The following is a 21,111-nucleotide window of genomic DNA, read 5'->3' as shown; positions in this document are numbered from 1 at the left end:
GGCAAGAAACCTATCGAGCAGTGAGGTCTTTATAAGCCGATCTGCGCCGGTATCCAAGCTAAAAGTTTGATAAGTCTCGAAACCCTCTTTAGCGTGGATCGCAACAGTCAGACGAACGGGGACACGACACCATGACCACCACCTTGCGCAACCTGGCCCGCGGCATCGGCCTTGCGGCGCTGATGATCGGGGCTGCCGGAACGGCCCTGGCCGACCCGCAGCACGGCATCGCGATGTATGGCGAACCGGCGCTGCCTGCGGACTTTACCTCCATGCCCTATGCCAATCCCGACGCCCCCACCGGCGGACGGATCGTGACGGCAGAGGTCGGCAGCTTTGACAGCCTGAATCCCTATGTGCTGAAGGGCAGCGTGCCGTGGCAGCTACGTTTCCTGATCGGCGAAAGCCTGATGGTCCGGTCGCTTGACGAACCCTTTACCGAATACGGCCAACTGGCCGAGACGATCGAGACCGGTCCGAACCGCGAATGGGTGGAATTCAAGTTGCGGCCCGAAGCCGCGTTCTCTGACGGCAGCCCCGTGACGACCGAGGACGTGATCTGGTCGTTTGAGACCTTGGGCACGCAGGGCAATGGCCGCTACCGCGGCTTCTGGGAGAAGGTCGAAAAGATCGAGGAGACCGCCCCCGGCACCGTGCGCCTGACCTTCAATGCCGTAGACCGCGAGCTGGTCATGTTGGCCGGTCTGCGTCCGATCCTGAAGAAAGGCCAATGGGAAGGCGTCGATTTCGCCGAAGGCGGGCTGGACCTGATCCCGATCACCACCGGGCCCTACGTCATCGACGACTTCGAAGCGGGACGCTTTTTGTCATTGAAGCGTAACCCGGACTACTGGGGTCGCGACGTCGTGCCCGCGGAAAAGGGTTTGCACAACCTCGACGAAATCCGAATCGAGTTCTTTGCCGACGAGACCGCCGCCTTCGAAGCGTTCAAGACCGGCGAGATCAATTCAAACCGCGAATTCAACGTGGCGCGCTGGGACAGCCAGTATGACTTTCCTGCCGTCCAGTCCGGCGACGTGGTGAAATCGGTCCTGCCGCATGGCCGTCCGTCCGGCATGACCGGTTTCGTGATGAACAGCCGCAAGCCGCAGTTCGACGACTGGCGCGTGCGCGATGCGATGATCCAGGCCTTCAATTTCGAATTCATCAACGAGGCGATGACGGGCGGCGCGCAGCCGCGCATCACCTCCTACTGGTCGAATTCGCCGCTGGCGATGGACGACGGCCCGGCCACGGGGCGGGTCGCCGAACTGCTGGAGCCGTTCAAGGCCGACCTGATCCCCGGCACGCTGGAAGGCTACGCCCTGCCCGTCGCCGACGGCACCGAGCGCAATCGCGCCGGCACGGCGGCAGCGCTTGCGATGATGGAGCAGGCCGGCTGGACCGTGCAGGACGGCGTGATGAAGAACGCCGAGGGCCAGCCCTTTGCCTTCGACATCCTGCTGGAAAGCGGTGCGTCGGAGAATCAGTCCATCATCGACATGTATGTCGAAAGTCTGAACCGGATCGGCGTGACGCCCACGGTGACGGCCATCGATTCCGCGCAATACAAGGAACGCACCGACGCGCTCGACTTCGACATGACCTATGGCCGTGTCGCCGTGTCCCTGTCGCCGGGCAACGAGCAGTACCTTTACTGGGGGTCAGAGGGTGCGGACATACCGGGTACACGCAACCTGATGGGCGTGAAATCCCCGGCCATCGACGCGCTGATCGGCACCCTGTTGACCACCGAAGCGCCGGAAGACTTCGTCGCCTCGGTCAAGGCGCTGGATCGGGTGCTGACCGCTGGCCGCTACTATATCCCAATCTATCAGTGGAACATCAGCCGACTCGCCCATGCAAAGGAACTCAAGTACCCGGACATGATCCCGGTCTACGGCGACTGGAACGGCTGGCAACCCGACGTCTGGTGGTGGGAGGAATGAGGATCGTGCTCGTGCTGGCGACGCTTCTCACCGCCAGCGCCTGCACCCCGGCGCGGGTCGTCGGCAACACCGCCATCGGTGCCGGTCAGGTCGCGCTCGGTGTGGTCGACGTTGCGATCTGACCCCGACCGATCTGTCTTGCATTCTTCCGGTCCTGAATATCCCGGGGGTGCGGGGGCTGGCCCCCGGTTTTGCAACCGCAACCCACACGGGTGCCGGCACCGGTTGCACTTTGCATCACCGGGGCCTATTGGTTCACCTCATCGACCAGCTTGCCAATCGGCAGTCACGCTGGCCCGCGCCCTGACGGACGCTTGCGCGGGCAACACTCCGGCCAATGTGCCGATGTTCATTCTTGCGCAGATGTGCGGGACGGGGTTCGCCCTGAGCCTTGCGCCGCATTTGCAGGGGGATGACGCGGAACTGAAGTGACGCCCGGCTTGTTGGTCCCACAACGAACAACAAAAGGAGATTTCCCATGCAATGGAGAGACGTTTCTCAGAACTGGGCCGCCTACACGCCGCGCATCCTGACCCAGTGGCCGAACCTCGACGAAAGCGAAGTCCTGTCCATCGACGGTGATCAGGACGCCTTCCTGGCCTACCTGTCGAAATCCAAGGGCGAAGACCGTGTCGCCGCTCAGATGGAGCTGGCCGACTGGCTGATGGGCGGAGAGCCGATCGACGTGAAGATGGCCGAGCAGAACGACAATGCGAACATCACCTCGACCGCGGCCAACGTGCCCGCTGGCGAGGACGTGATGGACGACGACGCCAAGTTCGGCGACGACGACAAGACGGCCGCCCCGCTGGGCCGCGCGTCCTAAGTCAAAGATGTCAGCCCGGCGGATCGTCGCATCCTCTGGGCTGACGCTGACGACATCAGCCGCCGCGCCTGCGACTTGCAACGCTGGCCCCGCGCCGCTAGCCATAGCCCATGCTGACATCGCCCCCACCCCGCTTCAACATGGCCGCCCACGTGCTGGCGCAGGCCGGTCTTCGCGCCGGCCATCCCGCGCTCATCGTGCCGGGCGGCAAGGTCTGGAGCTACGCTGACCTCGAGCAGGCAGTGCGCGGTACGGCGACCGGTTTGTTGACACGGGCGCATCCCGGCGACCGTATCCTGATGCGGCTCGGCAATACGCCCGACTTTCCGATCACTTATCTCGCCTGCATTGCCGCCGGGCTGATCCCGGTCCCGACGTCGTCTCAACTGACCACGCCAGAGGTCACGAAGATGGCGCGGGAACTGTCTCCCGCGCTGATCGTGCAGGCTGACGGGATTGCAGCGGCAGAGGGCAACTGGCCCATCCTTCCGGCAACGGCCTTGCCTGCGATGCGCGCGCTGCCGCAAGCCGACTATGCGATGGGCGAGCCGGACCGGCCCGCCTACATCGTCTATACCTCCGGCACCTCGGGCCAGGCCCGCGCCGTCGTCCATGCGCACAGGGCGATCTGGGCGCGGCGGATGATGTGGGACGGCTGGTATGGTCTGACCGCCGACGACCGCGTGCTGCACGCCGGTGCCTTCAACTGGACCTACACGCTGGGCACCGGCCTGATGGACCCCTGGTCCGTCGGGGCCACCGCGATCATTCCGCCCGACGGCACCGATGCAGCCACCCTGCCCGCCCTCTTGACGGATCACGCCGCGACCATCTTTGCTGCCGCACCCGGAGTTTATCGCCGCATCCTCAGACAACGGTTGAGCCCGGTGCTAACGCTGCGCCATGGTTTGTCCGCCGGCGAGATGATGCCCGACACGCTCCGCGCCGCCTGGATGCAACAAACCGGCACGCCGATCCACGAAGCCTTCGGCATGTCCGAAATCTCGACCTTCATTTCAGGCAGCCCGATGCGGCCCGCCCCCCCTGGTACGCTGGGTTACCCCCAACCCGGACGGCAGGTCGCCTTGTGGACACCGGACGGCCCGGCCGATCACGGCCAGATTGCCGTCCACCGCAGCGATCCCGGCCTGATGCTGGGCTACTTCGGTCAGCCGGACGAAACCGCCGCCCGCTACAGTGGCGACTGGTTCCTGACCGGCGACGAAGGCACGCGGGATGCCAGCGGTGCCATCGCCTACGCCGGGCGCGCCGACGACATGATGAACGCAGGTGGCACCCGCGTCAGTCCGGTCGAGGTCGAAGCGGTCCTGTCGATCCATCCCCGGATCACCGAGGTCGCCTGCGCCGAGGTGCGTGTCTCGCCAGAGCTTTCGCTGATTGCGGCCTTTTATACTGCGCCGGACCTGTTAGATGACGCCGAACTGACGCGCTTTGCCGCAGGACGGCTGGCCGCCTACAAGGTGCCGCGCATTTTCGTCCACCGCGACGCCATGCCGCGCGGTGCGAACAACAAACTGCTCCGCCGCGCCCTGCGCCGCGAATGGGAGGCCGCATATGGTCAAGCTTGATATTCTGTCCGATCCGATCTGCCCGTGGTGCTATATCGGCAAGGCCAACCTCTTCAAGGCGCTGGATCAGGTTCCCGACCATCCCTTCGTCATCGAATGGCACCCTTTCCAACTGAACCCCGACATGCCGGCGGGTGGCATGGATCGCCGCACCTATCTGGAACGGAAATTCGGCGACAAGGACGGTGCGGTGAAGGCCTACGCCCCCATCGTCGGAAAGGCCGAAGAGGCCGGTCTGACGATCAATCTCGACCGGATCACCCGCACGCCGCAGACCCTCGATGCCCATCGTCTGATCCATTGGGCGGGGATCGAAAAGGCGCAGACGCCAATGGTCGATCTGCTGTTCCAGGCCTACTTTGTCGAAGGTCGCGACATCGGCGATCACGAAGTGCTGGCCGACCTCGCCGATGCCGCCGGCATGGACGCCGCCATCGTGGCGCGCCTCCTTGCGGGCGACGTGGACGCGGACGATATCCGCGCTCGTGACGCGCATAGCCGAGAGATGGGGATCAGCGCCGTGCCGACCTTCATCGTCGCAAGCCAGCACGCCGTGCCGGGCGCGCAGCCGACGGAGATGTGGATGAAGGTCATCGCCGATATTCAGGCTCAGGTCGCTGCGTCAGAATAAGGCGGAACCTGCGCCAGTCGCGCGGGGTTGACGTCCAGTATCCAGCAACAGGAGTCAGATATGCGATTTCTCATCGCCCTCGCACCGATGGCCTTCGCCACCGCATGTGCCACGTCCGGTCCAGCCGTGGACGGCATGACCCCCGCAAGCGTGGCCGAAACGGTCGACATGACCGCCGCGCTGAACTTCTCGCCCAATGCCGTGACCATCAATTCTGGCGAGACCGTCGAATTCCGCAACATCTCGACCTTCACGCACACTGTCTCGACGACGGCGGACACGCCGGCCGAAACGCAGGCCGTGATGTTGCCGAATGGTGCGGAAGCCTTCGATTCAGGTGCCGTCGCCCCCGGCGAGACCTTTACCCATACCTTCACGACGCCAGGCACATACCGCTATTTCTGCGAACCGCATGTAGGCCAGGGCATGATCGGCACGGTCATCGTCAATCCGTAACGATCCGAAGGGCGGCTTGCAAAGCCGCCCTTTTCACGCCTGGGCCTGGCAAAGTTTGGCCGCCAGATCACGAGCGATGTTGAAGGCCCCCTGGATCTTGTCCCGCTCGCGCGACCAGTCCTGCATGACGACGATCTTGTTGTCCTTGACCTTGGCCTGCCCCTTGTAGTCCCCGATGAAGTCCACCAGCCCCGCCGGATTGGCGAATTTGTCGTTGTGAAAGCGGATCGTTCCGCCTTTCGGCCCGGCGTCCAGCTGGCCGATCCCGGCCTTCTTGCACATCGCCTTGATCCGCACGACCAGCAGCAGCGTGTTCACCTCGCGCGGCAATTTGCCAAATCGGTCAATGAGTTCCGCGGCAAAACCTTCCAGTTCGACTTTGGTCGTCAGGTCCGACAACCGGCGATACAGGCCAAGCCGCACATCGAGGTCGGGAACGTATTCCTCGGGGATCAGCACTGGCACGCCCAGATTGATCTGCGGCGACCATTCGCCGTCGTCCTGCAATCCTTCCGCCGCACCGGACCGGATCGCGTTGATCTGATCTTCCAGCATCTGTTGATACAACTCGTAGCCGACTTCGCGCATCTGCCCTGATTGTTCCTCGCCCAGCAGGTTTCCCGCCCCTCGAATGTCGAGGTCCTGTGACGCCAGCGTGAATCCGGCGCCCAGACTGTCGAGGCTTGCCAGCACGCGCAGGCGCTTCTGCGCGGTGTCGGTCAATTTCTGCCGTGGCATGGTCGTCAGATAGGCATAGGCCCGGGTCTTGGATCGGCCCACGCGGCCCCGGATCTGGTAAAGCTGCGCCAGACCGAACATGTCCGCCCGCCAGACGATCATCGTGTTGGCCGTCGGAATGTCGAGGCCGGATTCCACGATCGTCGTCGCCATCAACACGTCGTATTTGCCGTCGTAGAAGGCGTTCATGCGGTCGTCCAACTCTCCTGCCGCCATCCGGCCGGTTGCGGTCACATAGGTGACTTCCGGTACTTCGCGCTTCAGCCAGTCGACCATCTCGTCCATGTCACTGATCCGCGGCACGACGAAGAAACTCTGGCCACCGCGGTAGTGTTCGCGCAACAAGGCTTCGCGAATGGTGATGGTGTCGAATTCGCTGACATAGGTGCGGATCGCAAGGCGGTCGATAGGCGGCGTGCCGATGATGCTCAGGTCGCGGACGCCGGACAACGACAGCTGCAGCGTGCGCGGGATCGGGGTCGCGGTCAGGGTCAGGACGTGGACATCGGTGCGCAGCGCCTTCAGCCGTTCCTTGTGCTGGACGCCGAATTTCTGTTCTTCGTCAATGACAAGCAAACCGAGGTTGCGGAACTTCACCGATTTAGCCAGCAGCGCATGGGTGCCGATGACGATGTCCACCGAGCCGTCCGCAAGCCCGTCGCGCGTAGCACCGGCATCCTTGGCCGACACAAACCGCGACAGCGGGCGCACGGTCACCGGAAATCCTCTGAAACGGTCCGCAAAGCTTTGATAATGCTGACGCGCCAGCAAGGTCGTGGGGGCCACGATTGCAACTTGAACGCCGGACAGGGCGGCGACAAAGGCGGCGCGGATTGCCACCTCGGTCTTGCCAAAGCCGACGTCGCCGCAGATCAGGCGATCCATCGGTTGCCCACTTTCAAGGTCCGTCAGGACGTCGTCAATGGCCGCAAGCTGGTCTTCGGTCTCGGCATAGGGGAAGCGGGCCAGGAATTGATCCCAGATGCCTTCCATCGGTTCCAGCACGGGTGCCTTGCGCAATGCACGTTCGGCAGCGACGCGGATCAGCCGTTCGGCGATCTGGCGGATGCGCTCCTTCAGCCGCGCTTTCTTGGCCTGCCATGCCCCGCCGCCAAGCTTGTCGAGCAAGCCTTCCTCGTGACCATATTTCGACAGCAGTTCGATGTTTTCGACCGGCAGATAGAGCTTGCTGCTTTCCGCATATTCCAGCGCCAGACACTCGTGCGCGGCCCCCAGCGCGGTCACGACCTCCAGCCCGATGAAGCGACCGACGCCGTGATCGACGTGGACGACCAGATCGCCGGGGCTCAGTGCGTTCGCCTCGGTCAGGAAGTTGTCGGCACGCCGCTTGCGCTTGCTTTGCCGGATCAGCCGGTCGCCCAGCACGTCCTGTTCGGATATGACCGTGACGCCCGGTGCCTCGAACCCCGCTTCCAGCGCCCAGACGGCCAAATGGACGCCGGACTTGCCGACGCGGGACCAGTCGGTGACGGGAATGACCTCTCCGATCCCCTCATCCTCGATCAGCCCCGTCAGACGCTCGCGCGCGCCTTCGGAATAGGACGCGATGACGACGGGCCCCGTTTGAACCTTTGACTTCACATGCGCCGCCAAGGCCTCAAAAAGGCTCAGGTTCTCTTGTTGCCGTTCAGGCGCGAAATTGCGACCGGGCCGCCCGCCTGCATCCAGCACGCGAAGCCCGGTCGCCTGCGGCAAGGGCGCGAACTGGATGACTCGGCGATCACTGACGGCTGCGTCCCAGGCAGCGTCGTCCAGATAAAGCTGGCTGGGCGGTGCCGGCTTGTAGACGGAATCCATCCGCCCCTTTTGCGTCAGCGCGTGCATCCGTGTGCTGTACTGATCGGCAATTGATTCCCATCGGGCCAGGCGCTGCGGGCTGATCTGGTCGTCCAGCGTGATCGTGCAGCGCGGGACATAGTCGAACAGCGTTTCCAGATCGTCCTGAAAGAACCCCAACCAGTGTTCGATGCCGGCGTGTTTGCGGCCCGCACTGACCGCCTCATAAAGCGGATCGTCGGTGCCGGCAGCACCGAATTCGATGCGATAACTTTGCCGGAACCGGGTGATCGCGGCCTCATCCAGAATGACCTCCGACACCGGCGCAAGCTCGATCTCGCGCAGCTTTTCGACCGTGCGCTGGGTCGCGGGGTCGAAGCGGCGCGCACCGTCCAGCGTATCCCCGAACAGATCAAGGCGGATTGGCCCGGATTGGCCGGGTGGATAGATGTCGATGATCCCGCCGCGCACGGCGTAATCCCCGGCCTCCATCACGTTGGCGGTTTGCGAAAAACCCATGCGTGTCAGAAAGTTGCGCAACGCACCTTCATCGACCCGCGACCCGACGCGGGCGGAAAAAGCCGCCTCGCGCAGTGTCGCGCGGGCCGGGACGCGCTGGGTCGCCGCGTTCAGGGTCGTCAGGATCACGAAGCGGTCCGGCATCCCGTGGACTAGGGCGGCAAGCGTCGCCATGCGGGCCGCCGACACATCGGCGTTGGGCGACACACGATCGTAAGGCAGGCAATCCCATGCGGGAAAGGAAAACACCGGCATCGCCGGGGCGAAGAACGCGAGAGCCGCCTGCATCGCCGCAAGCCGTTTGTCGTCACGCGCGACGTGCAGGAGTGGAGCGCCGGACTTTTCGATCTCGGCCAGGATCAGGCGGGCGTCGAAACCTTCGGGCGCACCGGCCAGCGTGATATGAGGGGTGTTGGACATGCCCGCTGACCTATCCGCTAACCGGGCGGTGTCAAGCGCGCGTCAAAGCCCGCGCACGACGCCCAGCACCTGGATCATGCCATACATCGCGGTCACGAAAATCGCGCACATTCCGATGATCTGCGTCCAAAGCCTGTGCCGCAGCAGCATCGCGTAAAGCTGCGCCGGTTCCGGGTCGGCGTTCCGGATCTTGCGTGCGCTTGCAAGGCTGACGCCCCCGACGATGGACAGCGGCAAGGCGATCAGGAAAATGGCCTGCGCGATTTCGACATCATAGACGAACCCTAGCAGCGCCAGAACCGTCAGCACGAAACACACAAAGCCGGTTAGGATCAGCCCGGCTGTCTGTGCGATGCCCAAAAGGCGGTTCACGTTGATCCGCACGAGGTCGACCATATCGTCCTCGAACTGGCCTCCTTGCTTGCGCGCCTTGGTGATCAGATCGAACGGCACGCCCAGAACGTAGTAGCTGATCGAAGACCACAGCACCGCCAAAACGATCCAGTACCAGACAGAGGAGAACGACCGCAGGTCGATCACCTGAAAGAGGATGTTGCTCCAGTTCAATGCCGGTCTCTCTGAGGGGCCAAGTTGGGCGGACCCTAGAGGGGCAATGCAGCCTTGCCCAGACTTGTGAAGCGGTATTTTCCGTGCAAGGTCATCAGGTGTGACAAGAAAGGCCCTGCCGCATGAAACCGACCGTCGCCCCCTTCCCCGCCACGCGCCTGCGCCGCCTGCGGGCCATGCCCGCGGTGCGCCGTCTGTCGCGCCAGCACCGGCTGAGCGTGGATGACCTGATCTGGCCGATCTTCGTCATGGCGGGGCGTGACGATGAACACGCCATCCCCTCGATGCCCGGTGTCACGCGCAAGACCGTGGACCGTGCGGTCAAGGCCGCACAGGAGGCGCATAAGCTGGGCATCCCGGCAATGTGCATCTTTCCCTACACCGGCATGGAGGAGCGGACAGAGGATTGCGCCTTGGCCTGGTCACCAGACAACATCAGCAACCAGGCGATCCGCGCGATCAAGGATGCGGTGCCCGATATCGCGATCATGACCGATATCGCGCTGGACCCCTACAACATCAACGGCCACGACGGCTTTGTCGAAGACGGTCGCATCGTGAATGACCGCACAGTCGAGGCGCTGGTCAAGATGGCGCTGGCGCAGGCAGAGGCCGGGGCCGACATCCTTGGGCCGTCGGATATGATGGACGGTCGCATCGGTGCCATGCGTACCGCTCTGGAGGCCGCGGGCCACATCGACGTGGCGATCCTGAGCTATACCGCAAAATACGCGAGCGCCTTCTACGGACCGTTCCGCGATGCGGTCGGTGCCTCGGCCGCGCTTGTCGGCGACAAGAACACCTACCAGATGGACCCCGGCAATGCGGATGAAGCCTTGCGGCTGGTCGAACGCGACCTGCAGGAAGGGGCCGACATGGTCATGGTGAAACCGGGGATGCCGTATCTGGATATCTGCCGCAGGGTCAAGGACACCTACGGCGTGCCGACCTACGCCTATCAGGTCAGCGGCGAATACGCGATGTTGCAGGCCGCGATCCAGAATGGCTGGTTGGACGGGCCGAAGGTGATGATGGAAAGCCTGCTCGCCTTCAAGCGCGCGGGTTGCGACGGTATCCTGACCTACTTCGCGCCAGAGGCGGCAAAGCTGCTCAACCGGATGTAAGCCGCCTGCCCTGCAATTAGCGTGTGACAGATTCGTCGGACTCGCCTATGGTTTGCGTCATAACAGGGGCGGCAAACGCCCCGAGAGGCAGTCAGAGGCGGATCAGATGACACAAATCACTAGACGGCACTTCGTGCTTTCCGGGGCAGCATTGACGCTTGCCGCCTGCGGAAACGGCACCGGCGGAAATGGCGCGGGGGTGATCGACGCCCGCGTCGCCAGCACCCTATCGTTCATGTATGACACCTATCCGGGGACCAAGGACTTAGGGGCCAAGGCTGCCGGCGTCCTCGTGATGCCCTTGGTGACAGAGGTCGGGCTTGGCCTTGGCGGGTCCTACGGACGTGGTGCCTTGCAGGTCAATGGGTCGACCGTGGACTACTACTCTGCCGCCTCCGGGTCAGCAGGTCTTCAGATCGGGGCGCAGCAATACAGCCATGTCCTGTTCTTCATGACGCAGAATGCGCTGGCCGATTTCCGGGCATCGATGGGCTGGGCGGCCGGGGCCGACCTCGAATACGTCGCAGCCGATCAGGGTGACGTGCTGCGCGCGGAAACGATCACCTCGCTGGCACCGGTGATTGCGGTGGTCTTTGCCCAGTCAGGCCTGCGCATCGGCGCGACCCTGGAAGGCACCAAATACACGCGCATCATCCCGTAGGGCGGATTGCGGCAGGTCATGTCGCATCCATCATGCCAGCGGCCCCATCGTTGCGAAATGCTGAGGCCGCAACATGAAGGGTAAGCCATGAAAACCAGCGCACAGGTCGTCGTCATCGGGGGCGGCGTCGTCGGATGTTCGGTGCTCTATCACCTGACGAAACTCGGCTGGTCCGACGTGATGCTGGTCGAACGCAAGGAACTGACTTCAGGCTCGACCTGGCACGCTGCGGGCGGGTTTCACATGCTGAACGGCAACACCAACATGGCCGCCCTGCAAGGCTACACCATCCGGCTTTACAAGGAACTTGAAGAGCTTACGGGCATGTCCTGCGGCCTGCACCACGTCGGCGGGATCACCCTTGCCGACAACCGCGACCGGTTCGACATGTTGGTCGCGGAACGGGCCAAGCATCGCTACATGGGCCTCGACACCGAAATCGTCGGGCCGGAGGAGATTGCCCGCATCGCACCGATCACCAGCCTCGACGGGATCGTCGGCGGGCTTTACGACCCGCTGGACGGTCACCTCGACCCGTCAGGAACGACGCACGCCTATGTCAAGGCCGCGTGCATGGGCGGCGCTGCGATCGAGACACATTGCATGGTGACAGCCACGACCCAGCGCGCTGATGGCACCTGGGACGTCGTGACCGACAAGGGCACGGTTCATGCCGAACACGTCGTCAACGCCGGCGGCCTATGGGCGCGTGAGGTGGGTGCCATGGCGGGCATCTACTTTCCGCTCCACCCCATGGAACACCAATACATCGTCACCGACGACATCCCCGAGATCTACGAGCGTGGCGAAGAGCATCCGCACGTCATGGACCCCGCCGGCGAAAGCTATCTGCGGCAGGAAGGGCGCGGGTTGTGCATCGGATTTTATGAAAAACCCTGCCGTCCCTGGGCTGTCGATGGCACGCCATGGAATTTCGGGCACGAGCTGCTGCCAGACGACTTCGACAAGATCGAGGACTCGATCGCCTTTGCCTACAAGCGTTTTCCGGTGCTGGAAACCGCCGGTGTCAAGTCGGTCATTCACGGCCCATTCACTTTTGCACCCGACGGCAACCCGCTGGTCGGGCCGGTCCCCGGGGTGCGCAATTACTGGTCAGCCTGCGGTGTCATGGCGGGCTTTTCCCAAGGCGGCGGCGTCGGTCTGACACGGGCGCAGTGGATGATCGAAGGCGAGGCAGACCGCGATGTCACAGGGCTCGACGTCGGCCGCTTTGGCGCTTGGATCACACCGGGCTACACCCTACCCAAGGTGATCGAGAACTATCAGAACCGCTTCTCCATCGCCTATCCGAATGAGGAATTGCCTGCTGCCCGACCGCATCGTACGACGCCGATGTATGACATCTTCACCGATCCGGGTGCCGTCTGGGGACATCAATTCGGGCTGGAGGTGCCCAACTACTTCGCAGCGGCCGCAGAGCCGGATTACGAGGAGCCGTCCTTTCGCCGGTCCAACGCCTTTGACGCCACCAGCCGCGAGGTTGCGGCCGTGCGAGGTGCCGTCGGCATCAACGAATTGCAGAACTTTGGCAAATTCAGCGTGACTGGAAGTGACGCGCGGGCATGGCTGGGCCGCATCATGGCGGGCCGCATCCCGAGACCGGGGCGCATGGCGCTGTCGCCGCTCTTGTCGGAAAAGGGCAGGCTGATCGGCGATTTCACCGTATCTTGCCTGTCGGACACGGAATTTCAACTTACGGTCAGCTATGGGGCGCAGGCAATCCACTATCGGTGGTTTCTCAAACACTTGGCGGGCGACGTTCAGGTGCGCAACGTCTCTGACGCGCGTACCGGGTTCCAGATTGCAGGACCGCGCGCGCGTGATCTGCTGACCGCCTGCACCCGTGATCCGGTGGACCTGACTTTCATGGACGTGCGCCGCATGACCGTGGGCCAGGCCGCCTGCATCGTGCAGCGTGTCAGCTATACCGGCGATCTGGGGTATGAAATCTATTGCGATCCGATGGACCAGCGCGCCCTGTGGTGGACCCTGTGGGAGGCCGGACAGCCGCTGAGTCTGGAACCATTTGGCATGCGGGCGATGATGTCGCTGCGGCTCGACAAGTTTTTCGGAGCCTGGCTGCGGGAATATTCGCCCGATTACACCGCCGCGGAAACCGGCCTTGACCGCTTCTTCGATTGGTCGAAGGATTTCATCGGCAAGACGGCGGCAGAGGCAGAGCGCGCGGCGCCCCCGGCACGCGCCCTCGTGACCTTCATCGTGGACGCCGACAAAGCCGACGTCACGGCCTATGAGCCGGTGTTCATCGAAGGTGAGGTCAGGGGCTTCTGCACCTCCGGCGGCTACGCGCACCATTCCGGCCTGTCGGTGGCACACGCCCTGATTCCCCGGGATCGGGCGGTTGAAGGACTTGTGGTCGAGATCGAGATCCTGGATCAGCGACGCCGCGCGACCTTGACGGTGACGCCGCCTTTCGACGCGGACGGCACTCGCATGCGCGGATGATCCCGATCCTGATCCTGGCGGCCGGGCAATCGTCCCGGATGCGCGGTACGGACAAATTGGCCGAGGTCGTGGACGGCCAGCCGCTTTTGCGGCGGGTTGCAGCACAAGCGGCAGCTGTGACGGACACTTTCGTCGCCCTGCACCACGATGCCGACCGCAGGCTTGCGCTGCTTGGCGATCTGCCCGTCACGCCGCTGCTGGTCCTGGAGGCGGCAGAGGGTCAGTCCGGCACCCTTCGCGGTGCCGTGGCGCAACTGCCCGATTGCGAAGCCTTCCTCGTCGTGCTGGCCGATCTGCCAGACATCACCGGTGACGACATGGCAGAGGTCATCGCCACCCGCGCCCACCATCCCGAGGCGCTGATCTGGCGCGGGGCCACCCCGGACGGCAAACCCGGCCATCCGATCCTGTTCGACGCCAGCCTGCGGCAGCGCTTTGTCACCCTGTCTGGCGATGACGGCGGGGCCGCGCTGGTCAAGCCTCTGGCAAACCGCACGCATTTGGTCCGGTTTAACGACGATCGTGCGCGCCGCGATCTGGATACGCCAGAAGATTGGGCCGCGTGGCGCGAAGGGCAATAAAGCAAGCAGTGCAAAGCCGTATCGATCGAACCTCAAGCAGAACATGAAACGGCGGGTCGCAGTGCTGCGGCCCGCCTTGTCATTCCCGTCACCGTCCCCTGATCGGGAAAGGCTGCAAACCTCACTTCATCAAGAGCCGAGCTTCGTGCTTTTTCAGCGCCTTACGGGCAGACTGATAGCCTTCCAGACCCTCGGCCGTCGCCAGTTCCGGGAAGAGTTCGAAAATCTCGTTCCGCTGGCTGTTGCCTAGGCCGTTCAGAGAGTAGTCGCCGGGGTGGAAGCTTTCGGTCCAGGCCCCGTTCGACAGCACGACCTCGTGACGCTCGAACATGAAGTGGATGTAGGTCGTCCGCATCACGTCGAGGGTGTGGATACCCTGCGCGCCCGTCATGTGCTTGGCAGCCGCCAGAACTTCACGCTCTTCGAAGTAAAGCTGCGTCATCTCGCTTGCGACCAGCACCCGGTGGTTGGGCGACAGCAGCATGTCACGTTCCGGCAGACCCTGCCCCAATGCGCCGGCCTTGATCAGGATCGGCTTCATGTGCGGCTTGGCGGCCAGTTCCTTGCCGGTCATCTCTTTCGCGCCAACCCACGCGATTTCCTGGATGCCGTTGTCGCGGGTGATGATCTTGTCACCGGCCCGCAGGTCCTCCACCAGACGCTCGCCTTTGGGTGTGGCGATGGTGGTGCCGGGGGTGAAGCATGGTGCTTCGATATCCTTGAAGGTCGCTGTTGTGCCATCCTTGAAGAAGATGGTCCCGGATTCCCGCAAGGCCTCGCTGTCACCGGCACCGCCGTTGCGTGCGATGCGGTCGATCTTGTCCAGCGTGGCCTGATCGAAGTTGAACGTATCGATGTCGCTGTCGTCAGGGTCTTCGCCGCCGATGAAGACGTCGCCAGAGGATGCATCGGTAAACCGATCCGACCCAAGACCACCCTTGATAAAATCGGCACCGTCGCCGGAGGAGATCGTGTCGTTGTCGATTCCACCGTCGATGTCGTCGGTCCCGGCCCCGCCAAAGATCAGGTCGGCATCGTCGCCGGTCCTGACAGTGTCGTTGCCGTCACCGCCGTAGACCGTGTCGCGGTTGTCGAACGGATCGCCATCGGCCGCCAAAGCGTCGCCGGGATAATCGCGGTCCGGCATTGCATCGTCGCTTTGATCGGTCAGGATCACGTCGTCGCCGATGCCGCCATAGACAAGATCGCCGCCAGCGCCGCTTTGGATCGTGTCGTTCCCGGTGCCGCCGATGATCGTATCCGCGCCGGTAAAGCCGCCGATGATGTCGTCGCCGGCACCGCCGTCGATCACGTCATTGCCGCCGCCGCCCTGGATCGAGTCGTTTCCAGCCCCGCCGCGAATGCTGTCGTCGCCGTCGGCACCCTGGATGCGGTCGTCGCCATCGCTACCATCCAGCAGGTCGGTATCGGCCCCACCCTGGATGAAGTCGTTGCCAAGGCCACCATAGACAGAGTCGTTGCCGATGCTGCCGGTCAGGCTGTCATCGCCGTCGCCACCATAGATGGTGTCGTCGCCCATGTTGCCTTCGTGCCGGCTCCGCCGTAGATCGCGTCGTTGCCGTCCCCGCCCTTGATGGTATCGTCGCCATCCTGGCTGAGGATCACGTCATCGCCTTCACCGCCAAGGATCGAGTCCACGCCGTCGAAGCCGCCGATCAGATCGTTACCCGCGCCGCCGTCGATGAAATCTTCACCGCCGCCGCCCTGGATGCTGTCGTCGCCGGTGCCGCCGTAGATGCTGTCGTCGTCACCGCCCCCCTGAATGCGATCATTGCCCGCGTCTCCGAACAGCGTGTCGGTGCCGCCACCACCCTGGATGAAGTCATCGCCGGTGCCGCCATAGACCAGATCGTCGTCAAGGCTGCCGGTCAGAGTATCGTTGCCATGATCGCCATGGATCGTATCGTTCCCTTGATTGCCGGCGATTGTATCGTCGTCGATGCCGCCATAGATCAGGTCGTTGCCGCTGCCGCCTGCGATGGAGTCGGCGTCGTCCCGGCCATAAATCGTGTCATTGCCGGCACCGCCAAAGAGGGTGTCCTTGTTGTTGCCCGGCAGCAGGTCGACCGGAATGCCCATGTCGTCGAAGTCAACGATATCCAGCGTGTCGTTGTCGAGACCGCCGTATATCAGGTCGTTTCCGTCGCCGCCCGCGATGATGTCGACACCTTCACCGCCGGTGATCACATCGTCGCCCAGACCGCCGTCGACCGCATCGTCGTCGATGCCTGCGTCGATCGTGTCGTTGCCGATGCCGCCGTCGATGCTGTCCGCATCGTCGCCGGTCACGATGGTATCGTCACCCGCCCCGCCAAAGACCGTATCGCGGTCGTTGTTCGGGTCCAGATCGCCCGGCAGGCCTGGATAGGGATTGTCGAAGCCCGGATCGACATGGTTGGACGTGTCGATCAGATCGTTGCCATCGCCGCCGTAGGTCAGATCGCTGCCGGCGTCGCCTTGGATCAGGTCGTTGCCGGCATCGCCGTAAAGCGTATCGTCGCCGGTCTGACCCGCGACGACGTCGTCGCCGGTGCCACCAGACAGCACGTCATTCCCGGCGTTGCCGTTGACCGTGTCATTGCCGGCGTCGCCGTAAACGGTATCGTCGCCATCGCCGCCAAAGCCGGTGTCGTCGCCGTCGCCACCGGACACGGTGTCGTTCCCGTTTCCGCCACGGACCACGTCATTGCCTTCGTCGCCAAAGACAGTGTCGTTGCCGTTGCCGCCTGTGACCACTTCGTTGCCGGCGCCGCCATAGACGTCGTCGTTGCCTTCACCGGCATTGATCGTGTCGTTGCCGCCCAGACCGTAGATCAGGTCGTCGTTGCCGACGTCGCCTGGCAGGATCGCGTCGTTGCCGTCGATGATGTCGCCGTTGCCATCGACATAGCCCGGGTTCATCTCGTCATTGCCGTCGGTGCCAAAGACAGTGCCGTCGTTCTTGCCGCTCACGACGAACGACGTGGTTGCCGTCGAGGTGCCGCCCTTGCCGTCGCTGATCGTGTAGCTGACCGACGTGGTGGCGGTCTCGTTCAGGCCAAGCGCGTCGAAGTCGCCGTTGGCGTAGAAGTCGACGCTGCCATCCGCATTGATCGTGAACAGACCGCCGTTGTTTCCGGCCACGGCCGCTCCGACGTTGCCGGCAGGCTGGCCGACGCCAACGACCGCCAGGGCGTCGCCATCGGGATCGCTGTCGACGCCGGCACCGGTGTTGTCGGTGATGACGTTGCCGTCGATGTCACCGCCCATTTCGGCCGCGTTGACCGCATAGGTGTTGCTGGTCGCCACCGGGTCTTCGTTGAACGGCGTGCCGCCCCGGATCTCCTCGATCTCGGTGTAGTCGATGAATTCGCCGGTCGCGACGCCGTTCACATCGGTGAACACCACGCGGCCAGAGAAGCTGTCGCCGTCGGCGTCCAGCACGGGTGTGCCGGTGCCACCAGGGCCTGCATTGATGTAGAAGGTGCCGTTGTCGAGGACCAGCACGTCGTAGTCGTCGCCTCCGGTGCCACCGTCGACCACGTCTCCAGCCCCACCACCGATGGTATCGCGACCGTCGCCGCCAAAAACCAGGTCGGCACCGGCGCCACAGGCGATGTCGTCGTTGCCCGCGTCGCCATAAAGCGCATCGGTGCCACCGGCACCGCGCAGGATGTCGTCACCCTCACCACCGTAGGCGGTATCGGACGCAACACCTGTCGAAATGTTGGCCAGGCCCTGTTCGCCATCGGACCAGTTGCCGGTGTGGATCTCGTCGTTGCCAGCACCGCCATACAGCGTGTCGCTGCCGTCGGCACCGGGGTTGAACGTCTCTCTCGTTGCGGCCGCCACGCGGCTGTCGTCGTCGCCGGTGATGATGTCGTCACCCACGCCGCCATGAACGACATCGTTCCCCGCACCGCCCGCATAGACGTTCTGGTAACTGCCCGCGGGACGCGCGCCAGAGGCGGCACCGGTGGACCCGTCCGCTTCGTCGCCGGCACCGGCCTTGATGGTATCGTCGCCTGCACCGCCGCTGATGTAATCCTGGCCGCCGTTGCCTTCCATCACGTCGTTCCCGGCCTCACCGGCGATGATATCGTGGCCCAGACCGCCAGAGGGGTGGTCGTTGCCACCCGCCGCCGTGCCGCTGCCTTCGACGGGGGCATCGAAATAGATGTCCGTCACGTTGATGCCGGCGTCATTGCCCGGGCTCAGTGACTGGACCTTGATATGCGTGATCTCGATCCACGCGATCGGGCCGGCGACATTCACCAGCGCCGAGTAATCGGGATTCGTTTCCAGCCCGTCGCTGCCACGGGACAACAGCGTCTCATTGCCGGTCACACCGTCGGCGTTTAAGGCGTTGATGCCAGAGCCCGACACGACACTGATCGGCACGAGTTTTCCGTTCAGATCGTAGGCTTTGATCTGCACCTTTGAAGCGTTGTCGATGTCGTTGATCCGGAAGCTGACGTTCTTCACATCGTCCGAGAAGTCGAGCCTGTAGGTGACCTTCTCTCCGTCCACGTTCAGAAGCGAATCGAGAGAGCTGTAGGCGTTGACGGGTGCGCCGTCGTCGGTGATGGAGTGAACTTTTTCCTGCTCCGTCTCGAACGTGGTGACGGGATGTTCATTGGCACCGGTGACCGAGAACTTGACCGTGACGTTGCCGGTGTCCTGACAGAACCCGCCGTTCAAGCTATCGCCGTCGTCGATCACCGTGCCGTTGCCGCTGGGATCGGGCGCCTTCGACCATTCGAAGCTTTCGCGCATAAAGGTGACGGGCGTGGCACCCGTGCCGGTGCCGTTGTCGCCGAAGATGCGGTCGTTGCCGGACCCGCCGCTCAGGTTGTCGTCGCCGTCGTTGCCCTGAATGTCATCGTTGCCTTCTTCGCCGCCGACCTGGTCGTTGCCGCTGCCGCCGTAAAGCTTGTCATCGTCCAGGCCGCCCCAGATGGAGTCGTCCCCGGCATTGCCGTAAAAAGTGTCGCGGCCCGTTCCCTGATCGCTGCCAAGCGCATCGTCGATAAAGTCGTTGCCGTCGCCGCCGTATGCGACATCGTTGCCGGTTCCGCCGAGAATGCCGTCGTGGCCGGTCCCGCCGTAAAGTGTGTCATGGCCCGCGCCGCCGTCGACAAGATCATCGCCTTCTTCACCGTCGACGTGATCGTTGTCGGCACCGCCATAGAGCTTATCGTTACCGACTCCGCCCCAGATCCTGTCGTTGCCTTCATCGCCGAAGAAGGTGTCGTTGCCGGCCCCCTGGCCCGATCCGGATTCATCGTCGATGATATCGTCACCGGTGCCGCCGTAGGCCAAATCGTTACCATGGAAGGTCTGGATGTTGTCGTTGCCCGCGTATCCGTAGACCAGGTCGTCCTGAGATCCGGCACCGGACAGGATCGCGTCATTGTCGTCGATCCGGTCGTCTTCGGGATCGCCGGTATAATTCAGGTCGATAATGTCATTGCCGGCCGTACCTTCGACGGTGCCATCGAGCTTGGGGCATGACGACGGCGTGCAGTCGTACCAATTGCCCCACCAGTCGCACTTCTGCAACGTGTAGCATGTCGTCAAGTCGGACGGATAGCCCGAGTGCCAGCTCCCGTACTTGTCACACCATTTGTAAGAACCGAACAAGGACAATGTCATTCTCAAATCTCCGCTTTCACGACGCCATGACGCCTTCGCATGCATTGAGGCGGCCGACCCCAAATGGATCGGCTACCTTGATTCCCGGTGGAGAATGTCCCCCGGTCAAAATCTTCAGCACGGGAAGACCCCTTTGCCGCAGACACCAAATTCGCCGGCATGCCTTACTACCTGCTCGGTCGCCCCCAACGACCGTTTGCCCCCTAATTGGGCAACATCACCGTTATCGGGTCGGTTGCTCTCGCAGAAGTGAAAAATCAGCGGCCTTGCCGTTAAGAGCAGACAGTTTATCCCGAAAGTTGTTTAATTCGTCAAAAAATGGGGCCGGGTCGCCCGACATTGTCTTACATCCGACAACAATCTTAAACCACGGGTTGCAGGGTATGGTCGGTTCAAACCGCCCGAACAGGCTGGATCACCTGAAAACAATGTGATTCGGCTGAAGCTGGCCTATTTTGTCGAAGTAAATTCGGAAACGGTGCCCCCGGTGGGCCACGCCGCGGGAAAATGTGGCGAATTTGAGAAGGCTCAGCCCCGTTTTGTTGCGGCCTGTGCGACAAGACAGCTGCAGCCGCGCGATTGTGCATGAACCTGCAAAACCTGCTGGCCCAGGACGAGAATCGGATATCAGCGCACCGAACAACCTGTCCCTTGTCCCCTGTCCATGGCAGGCACAATCCCGGCATCGTAGTCGACGTGCAAAGACCGGATCACCTATTTGGAAACCAAATAAATGTGTCGGTCGGCTACTCACGTGCGCGTTGGCCATGGCCCGACAGCAGCACGTCGGACATCAAAGACGGCCACGCTTGCAGGTCCGTTCCGACCGGCAAAGGTCGTCGCGGACCTTGCGATCGAAGATTGGTACCGGTGGTCGGACTCGAACCGACAAGACCTTGCGATCGGGGGATTTTGAATCCCCTGCGTCTACCATTCCGCCACACCGGCCAGCGCGGTTCAGGTAACCAAGCTGCGGGCCCGCGTCAATTGGGCCCGCAGCCGAAAAGCATTAAAGTTGTGTTGCAGAGAACGTGTCGCAATCCGTCATGTCGCCGCTTTGATAGCCACGCATGAACCAGCGCTGGCGCTGCGCGCTGGTGCCATGGGTAAA

15 protein-coding genes and 1 tRNA gene are annotated in these 21,111 nt (G+C 63.1%); 10 read left to right on the top strand and 6 right to left on the bottom strand.

Going from position 1 to position 21,111, the window contains the following annotated elements; genetic code table 11:
- Window positions 1-131 precede the first annotated feature (131 nt).
- The 6 genes from ACOI1H_RS12985 to ACOI1H_RS12960 all read left to right on the top strand — a co-directional run bounded on the left by ACOI1H_RS12985 (window position 132) and on the right by ACOI1H_RS12960 (window position 5,451).
- Entirely contained in the window at window positions 132-1,949 is a 1,818-nt protein-coding gene (locus tag ACOI1H_RS12985; protein WP_422438030.1) for an extracellular solute-binding protein, read from the top strand.
- Window positions 1,946-2,071 carry a hypothetical protein gene (locus ACOI1H_RS12980; RefSeq protein ID WP_422438028.1) on the top strand — a complete coding sequence of 42 codons (126 nt, stop codon included), beginning with the start codon at window positions 1,946-1,948 and terminating at the stop codon, window positions 2,069-2,071. Before ACOI1H_RS12985 ends, ACOI1H_RS12980 begins: the two co-directional genes overlap by 4 nt.
- A gap of 356 nt (window positions 2,072-2,427) precedes the next feature.
- Window positions 2,428-2,775, top strand: a complete 348-nt coding sequence (locus ACOI1H_RS12975; protein WP_422438026.1) for a hypothetical protein — start codon at window positions 2,428-2,430, stop codon at window positions 2,773-2,775.
- A 110-nt stretch (window positions 2,776-2,885) separates the two neighbouring features.
- Window positions 2,886-4,364 carry a class I adenylate-forming enzyme family protein gene (locus ACOI1H_RS12970; protein WP_422438025.1) on the top strand — a complete coding sequence of 493 codons (1,479 nt, stop codon included), beginning with the start codon at window positions 2,886-2,888 and terminating at the stop codon, window positions 4,362-4,364.
- Window positions 4,351-4,995, top strand: coding sequence for a DsbA family oxidoreductase (locus tag ACOI1H_RS12965; protein WP_422438024.1), 645 nt, complete (start codon window positions 4,351-4,353; stop codon window positions 4,993-4,995). The genes ACOI1H_RS12970 and ACOI1H_RS12965 overlap by 14 nt, the downstream gene beginning before the upstream one ends.
- A 60-nt stretch (window positions 4,996-5,055) precedes the next feature.
- Window positions 5,056-5,451 carry a cupredoxin domain-containing protein gene (locus tag ACOI1H_RS12960; protein ID WP_422438022.1) on the top strand — a complete coding sequence of 132 codons (396 nt, stop codon included), beginning with the start codon at window positions 5,056-5,058 and terminating at the stop codon, window positions 5,449-5,451.
- Window positions 5,452-5,484: 33 nt separating this feature from the next.
- Here ACOI1H_RS12960 and mfd read toward each other — a convergent pair whose 3' ends face one another.
- Together mfd and ACOI1H_RS12950 are read right to left on the bottom strand one after the other, a co-directional pair.
- Window positions 5,485-8,925 carry a transcription-repair coupling factor gene (mfd, locus tag ACOI1H_RS12955; protein ID WP_422438020.1) on the bottom strand — a complete coding sequence of 1,147 codons (3,441 nt, stop codon included), beginning with the start codon at window positions 8,923-8,925 and terminating at the stop codon, window positions 5,485-5,487.
- A 42-nt stretch (window positions 8,926-8,967) separates the two neighbouring features.
- Window positions 8,968-9,492, bottom strand: coding sequence for a component of SufBCD complex (locus ACOI1H_RS12950; RefSeq protein WP_422438019.1), 525 nt, complete (start codon window positions 9,490-9,492; stop codon window positions 8,968-8,970).
- A gap of 122 nt (window positions 9,493-9,614) precedes the next feature.
- On the opposite strand from ACOI1H_RS12950, the gene hemB reads away from it, so the two are divergent.
- From hemB to ACOI1H_RS12930, 4 genes are all read left to right on the top strand, one after another.
- Complete coding sequence (gene hemB, locus ACOI1H_RS12945) at window positions 9,615-10,616, top strand: porphobilinogen synthase (RefSeq protein ID WP_422438017.1); 1,002 nt, start codon at window positions 9,615-9,617, stop codon at window positions 10,614-10,616.
- A gap of 106 nt (window positions 10,617-10,722) precedes the next feature.
- Window positions 10,723-11,277, top strand: coding sequence for a YSC84-related protein (locus ACOI1H_RS12940; protein WP_422438016.1), 555 nt, complete (start codon window positions 10,723-10,725; stop codon window positions 11,275-11,277).
- 87 nt (window positions 11,278-11,364) lie between these two features.
- Window positions 11,365-13,764, top strand: coding sequence for a GcvT family protein (locus ACOI1H_RS12935; protein WP_422438014.1), 2,400 nt, complete (start codon window positions 11,365-11,367; stop codon window positions 13,762-13,764).
- Window positions 13,761-14,345 (top strand): nucleotidyltransferase family protein, encoded by a 585-nt coding sequence (locus ACOI1H_RS12930; protein ID WP_422438012.1) that lies wholly within the window; start codon window positions 13,761-13,763, stop codon window positions 14,343-14,345. Before ACOI1H_RS12935 ends, ACOI1H_RS12930 begins: the two co-directional genes overlap by 4 nt.
- Window positions 14,346-14,466: 121 nt before the next feature.
- On the opposite strand, the gene ACOI1H_RS12925 is transcribed toward ACOI1H_RS12930, so the two are convergent.
- The 4 genes from ACOI1H_RS12925 to ACOI1H_RS12910 all read right to left on the bottom strand — a co-directional run.
- On the bottom strand, window positions 14,467-15,885 hold the full coding sequence (locus ACOI1H_RS12925) for a Hint domain-containing protein (RefSeq protein WP_422438011.1): 1,419 nt from the start codon (window positions 15,883-15,885) through the stop codon (window positions 14,467-14,469).
- On the bottom strand, window positions 15,840-19,988 hold the full coding sequence (locus ACOI1H_RS12920; RefSeq protein ID WP_422438010.1) for an Ig-like domain-containing protein: 4,149 nt from the start codon (window positions 19,986-19,988) through the stop codon (window positions 15,840-15,842). The genes ACOI1H_RS12925 and ACOI1H_RS12920 overlap by 46 nt, the downstream gene beginning before the upstream one ends.
- A gap of 874 nt (window positions 19,989-20,862) precedes the next feature.
- Window positions 20,863-20,948: transfer RNA gene (locus tag ACOI1H_RS12915), tRNA-Leu, on the bottom strand.
- A gap of 61 nt (window positions 20,949-21,009) precedes the next feature.
- A partial coding sequence (locus ACOI1H_RS12910; RefSeq protein ID WP_422438051.1) for a neutral zinc metallopeptidase occupies window positions 21,010-21,111 on the bottom strand: 102 nt, incomplete at its 5' end.

It is taken from the genome of Loktanella sp. DJP18 (assembly GCF_049310965.1).
Classification (GTDB): domain Bacteria; phylum Pseudomonadota; class Alphaproteobacteria; order Rhodobacterales; family Rhodobacteraceae; genus Loktanella.
This window is presented reverse-complemented; position numbering and strand designations above follow the sequence as displayed.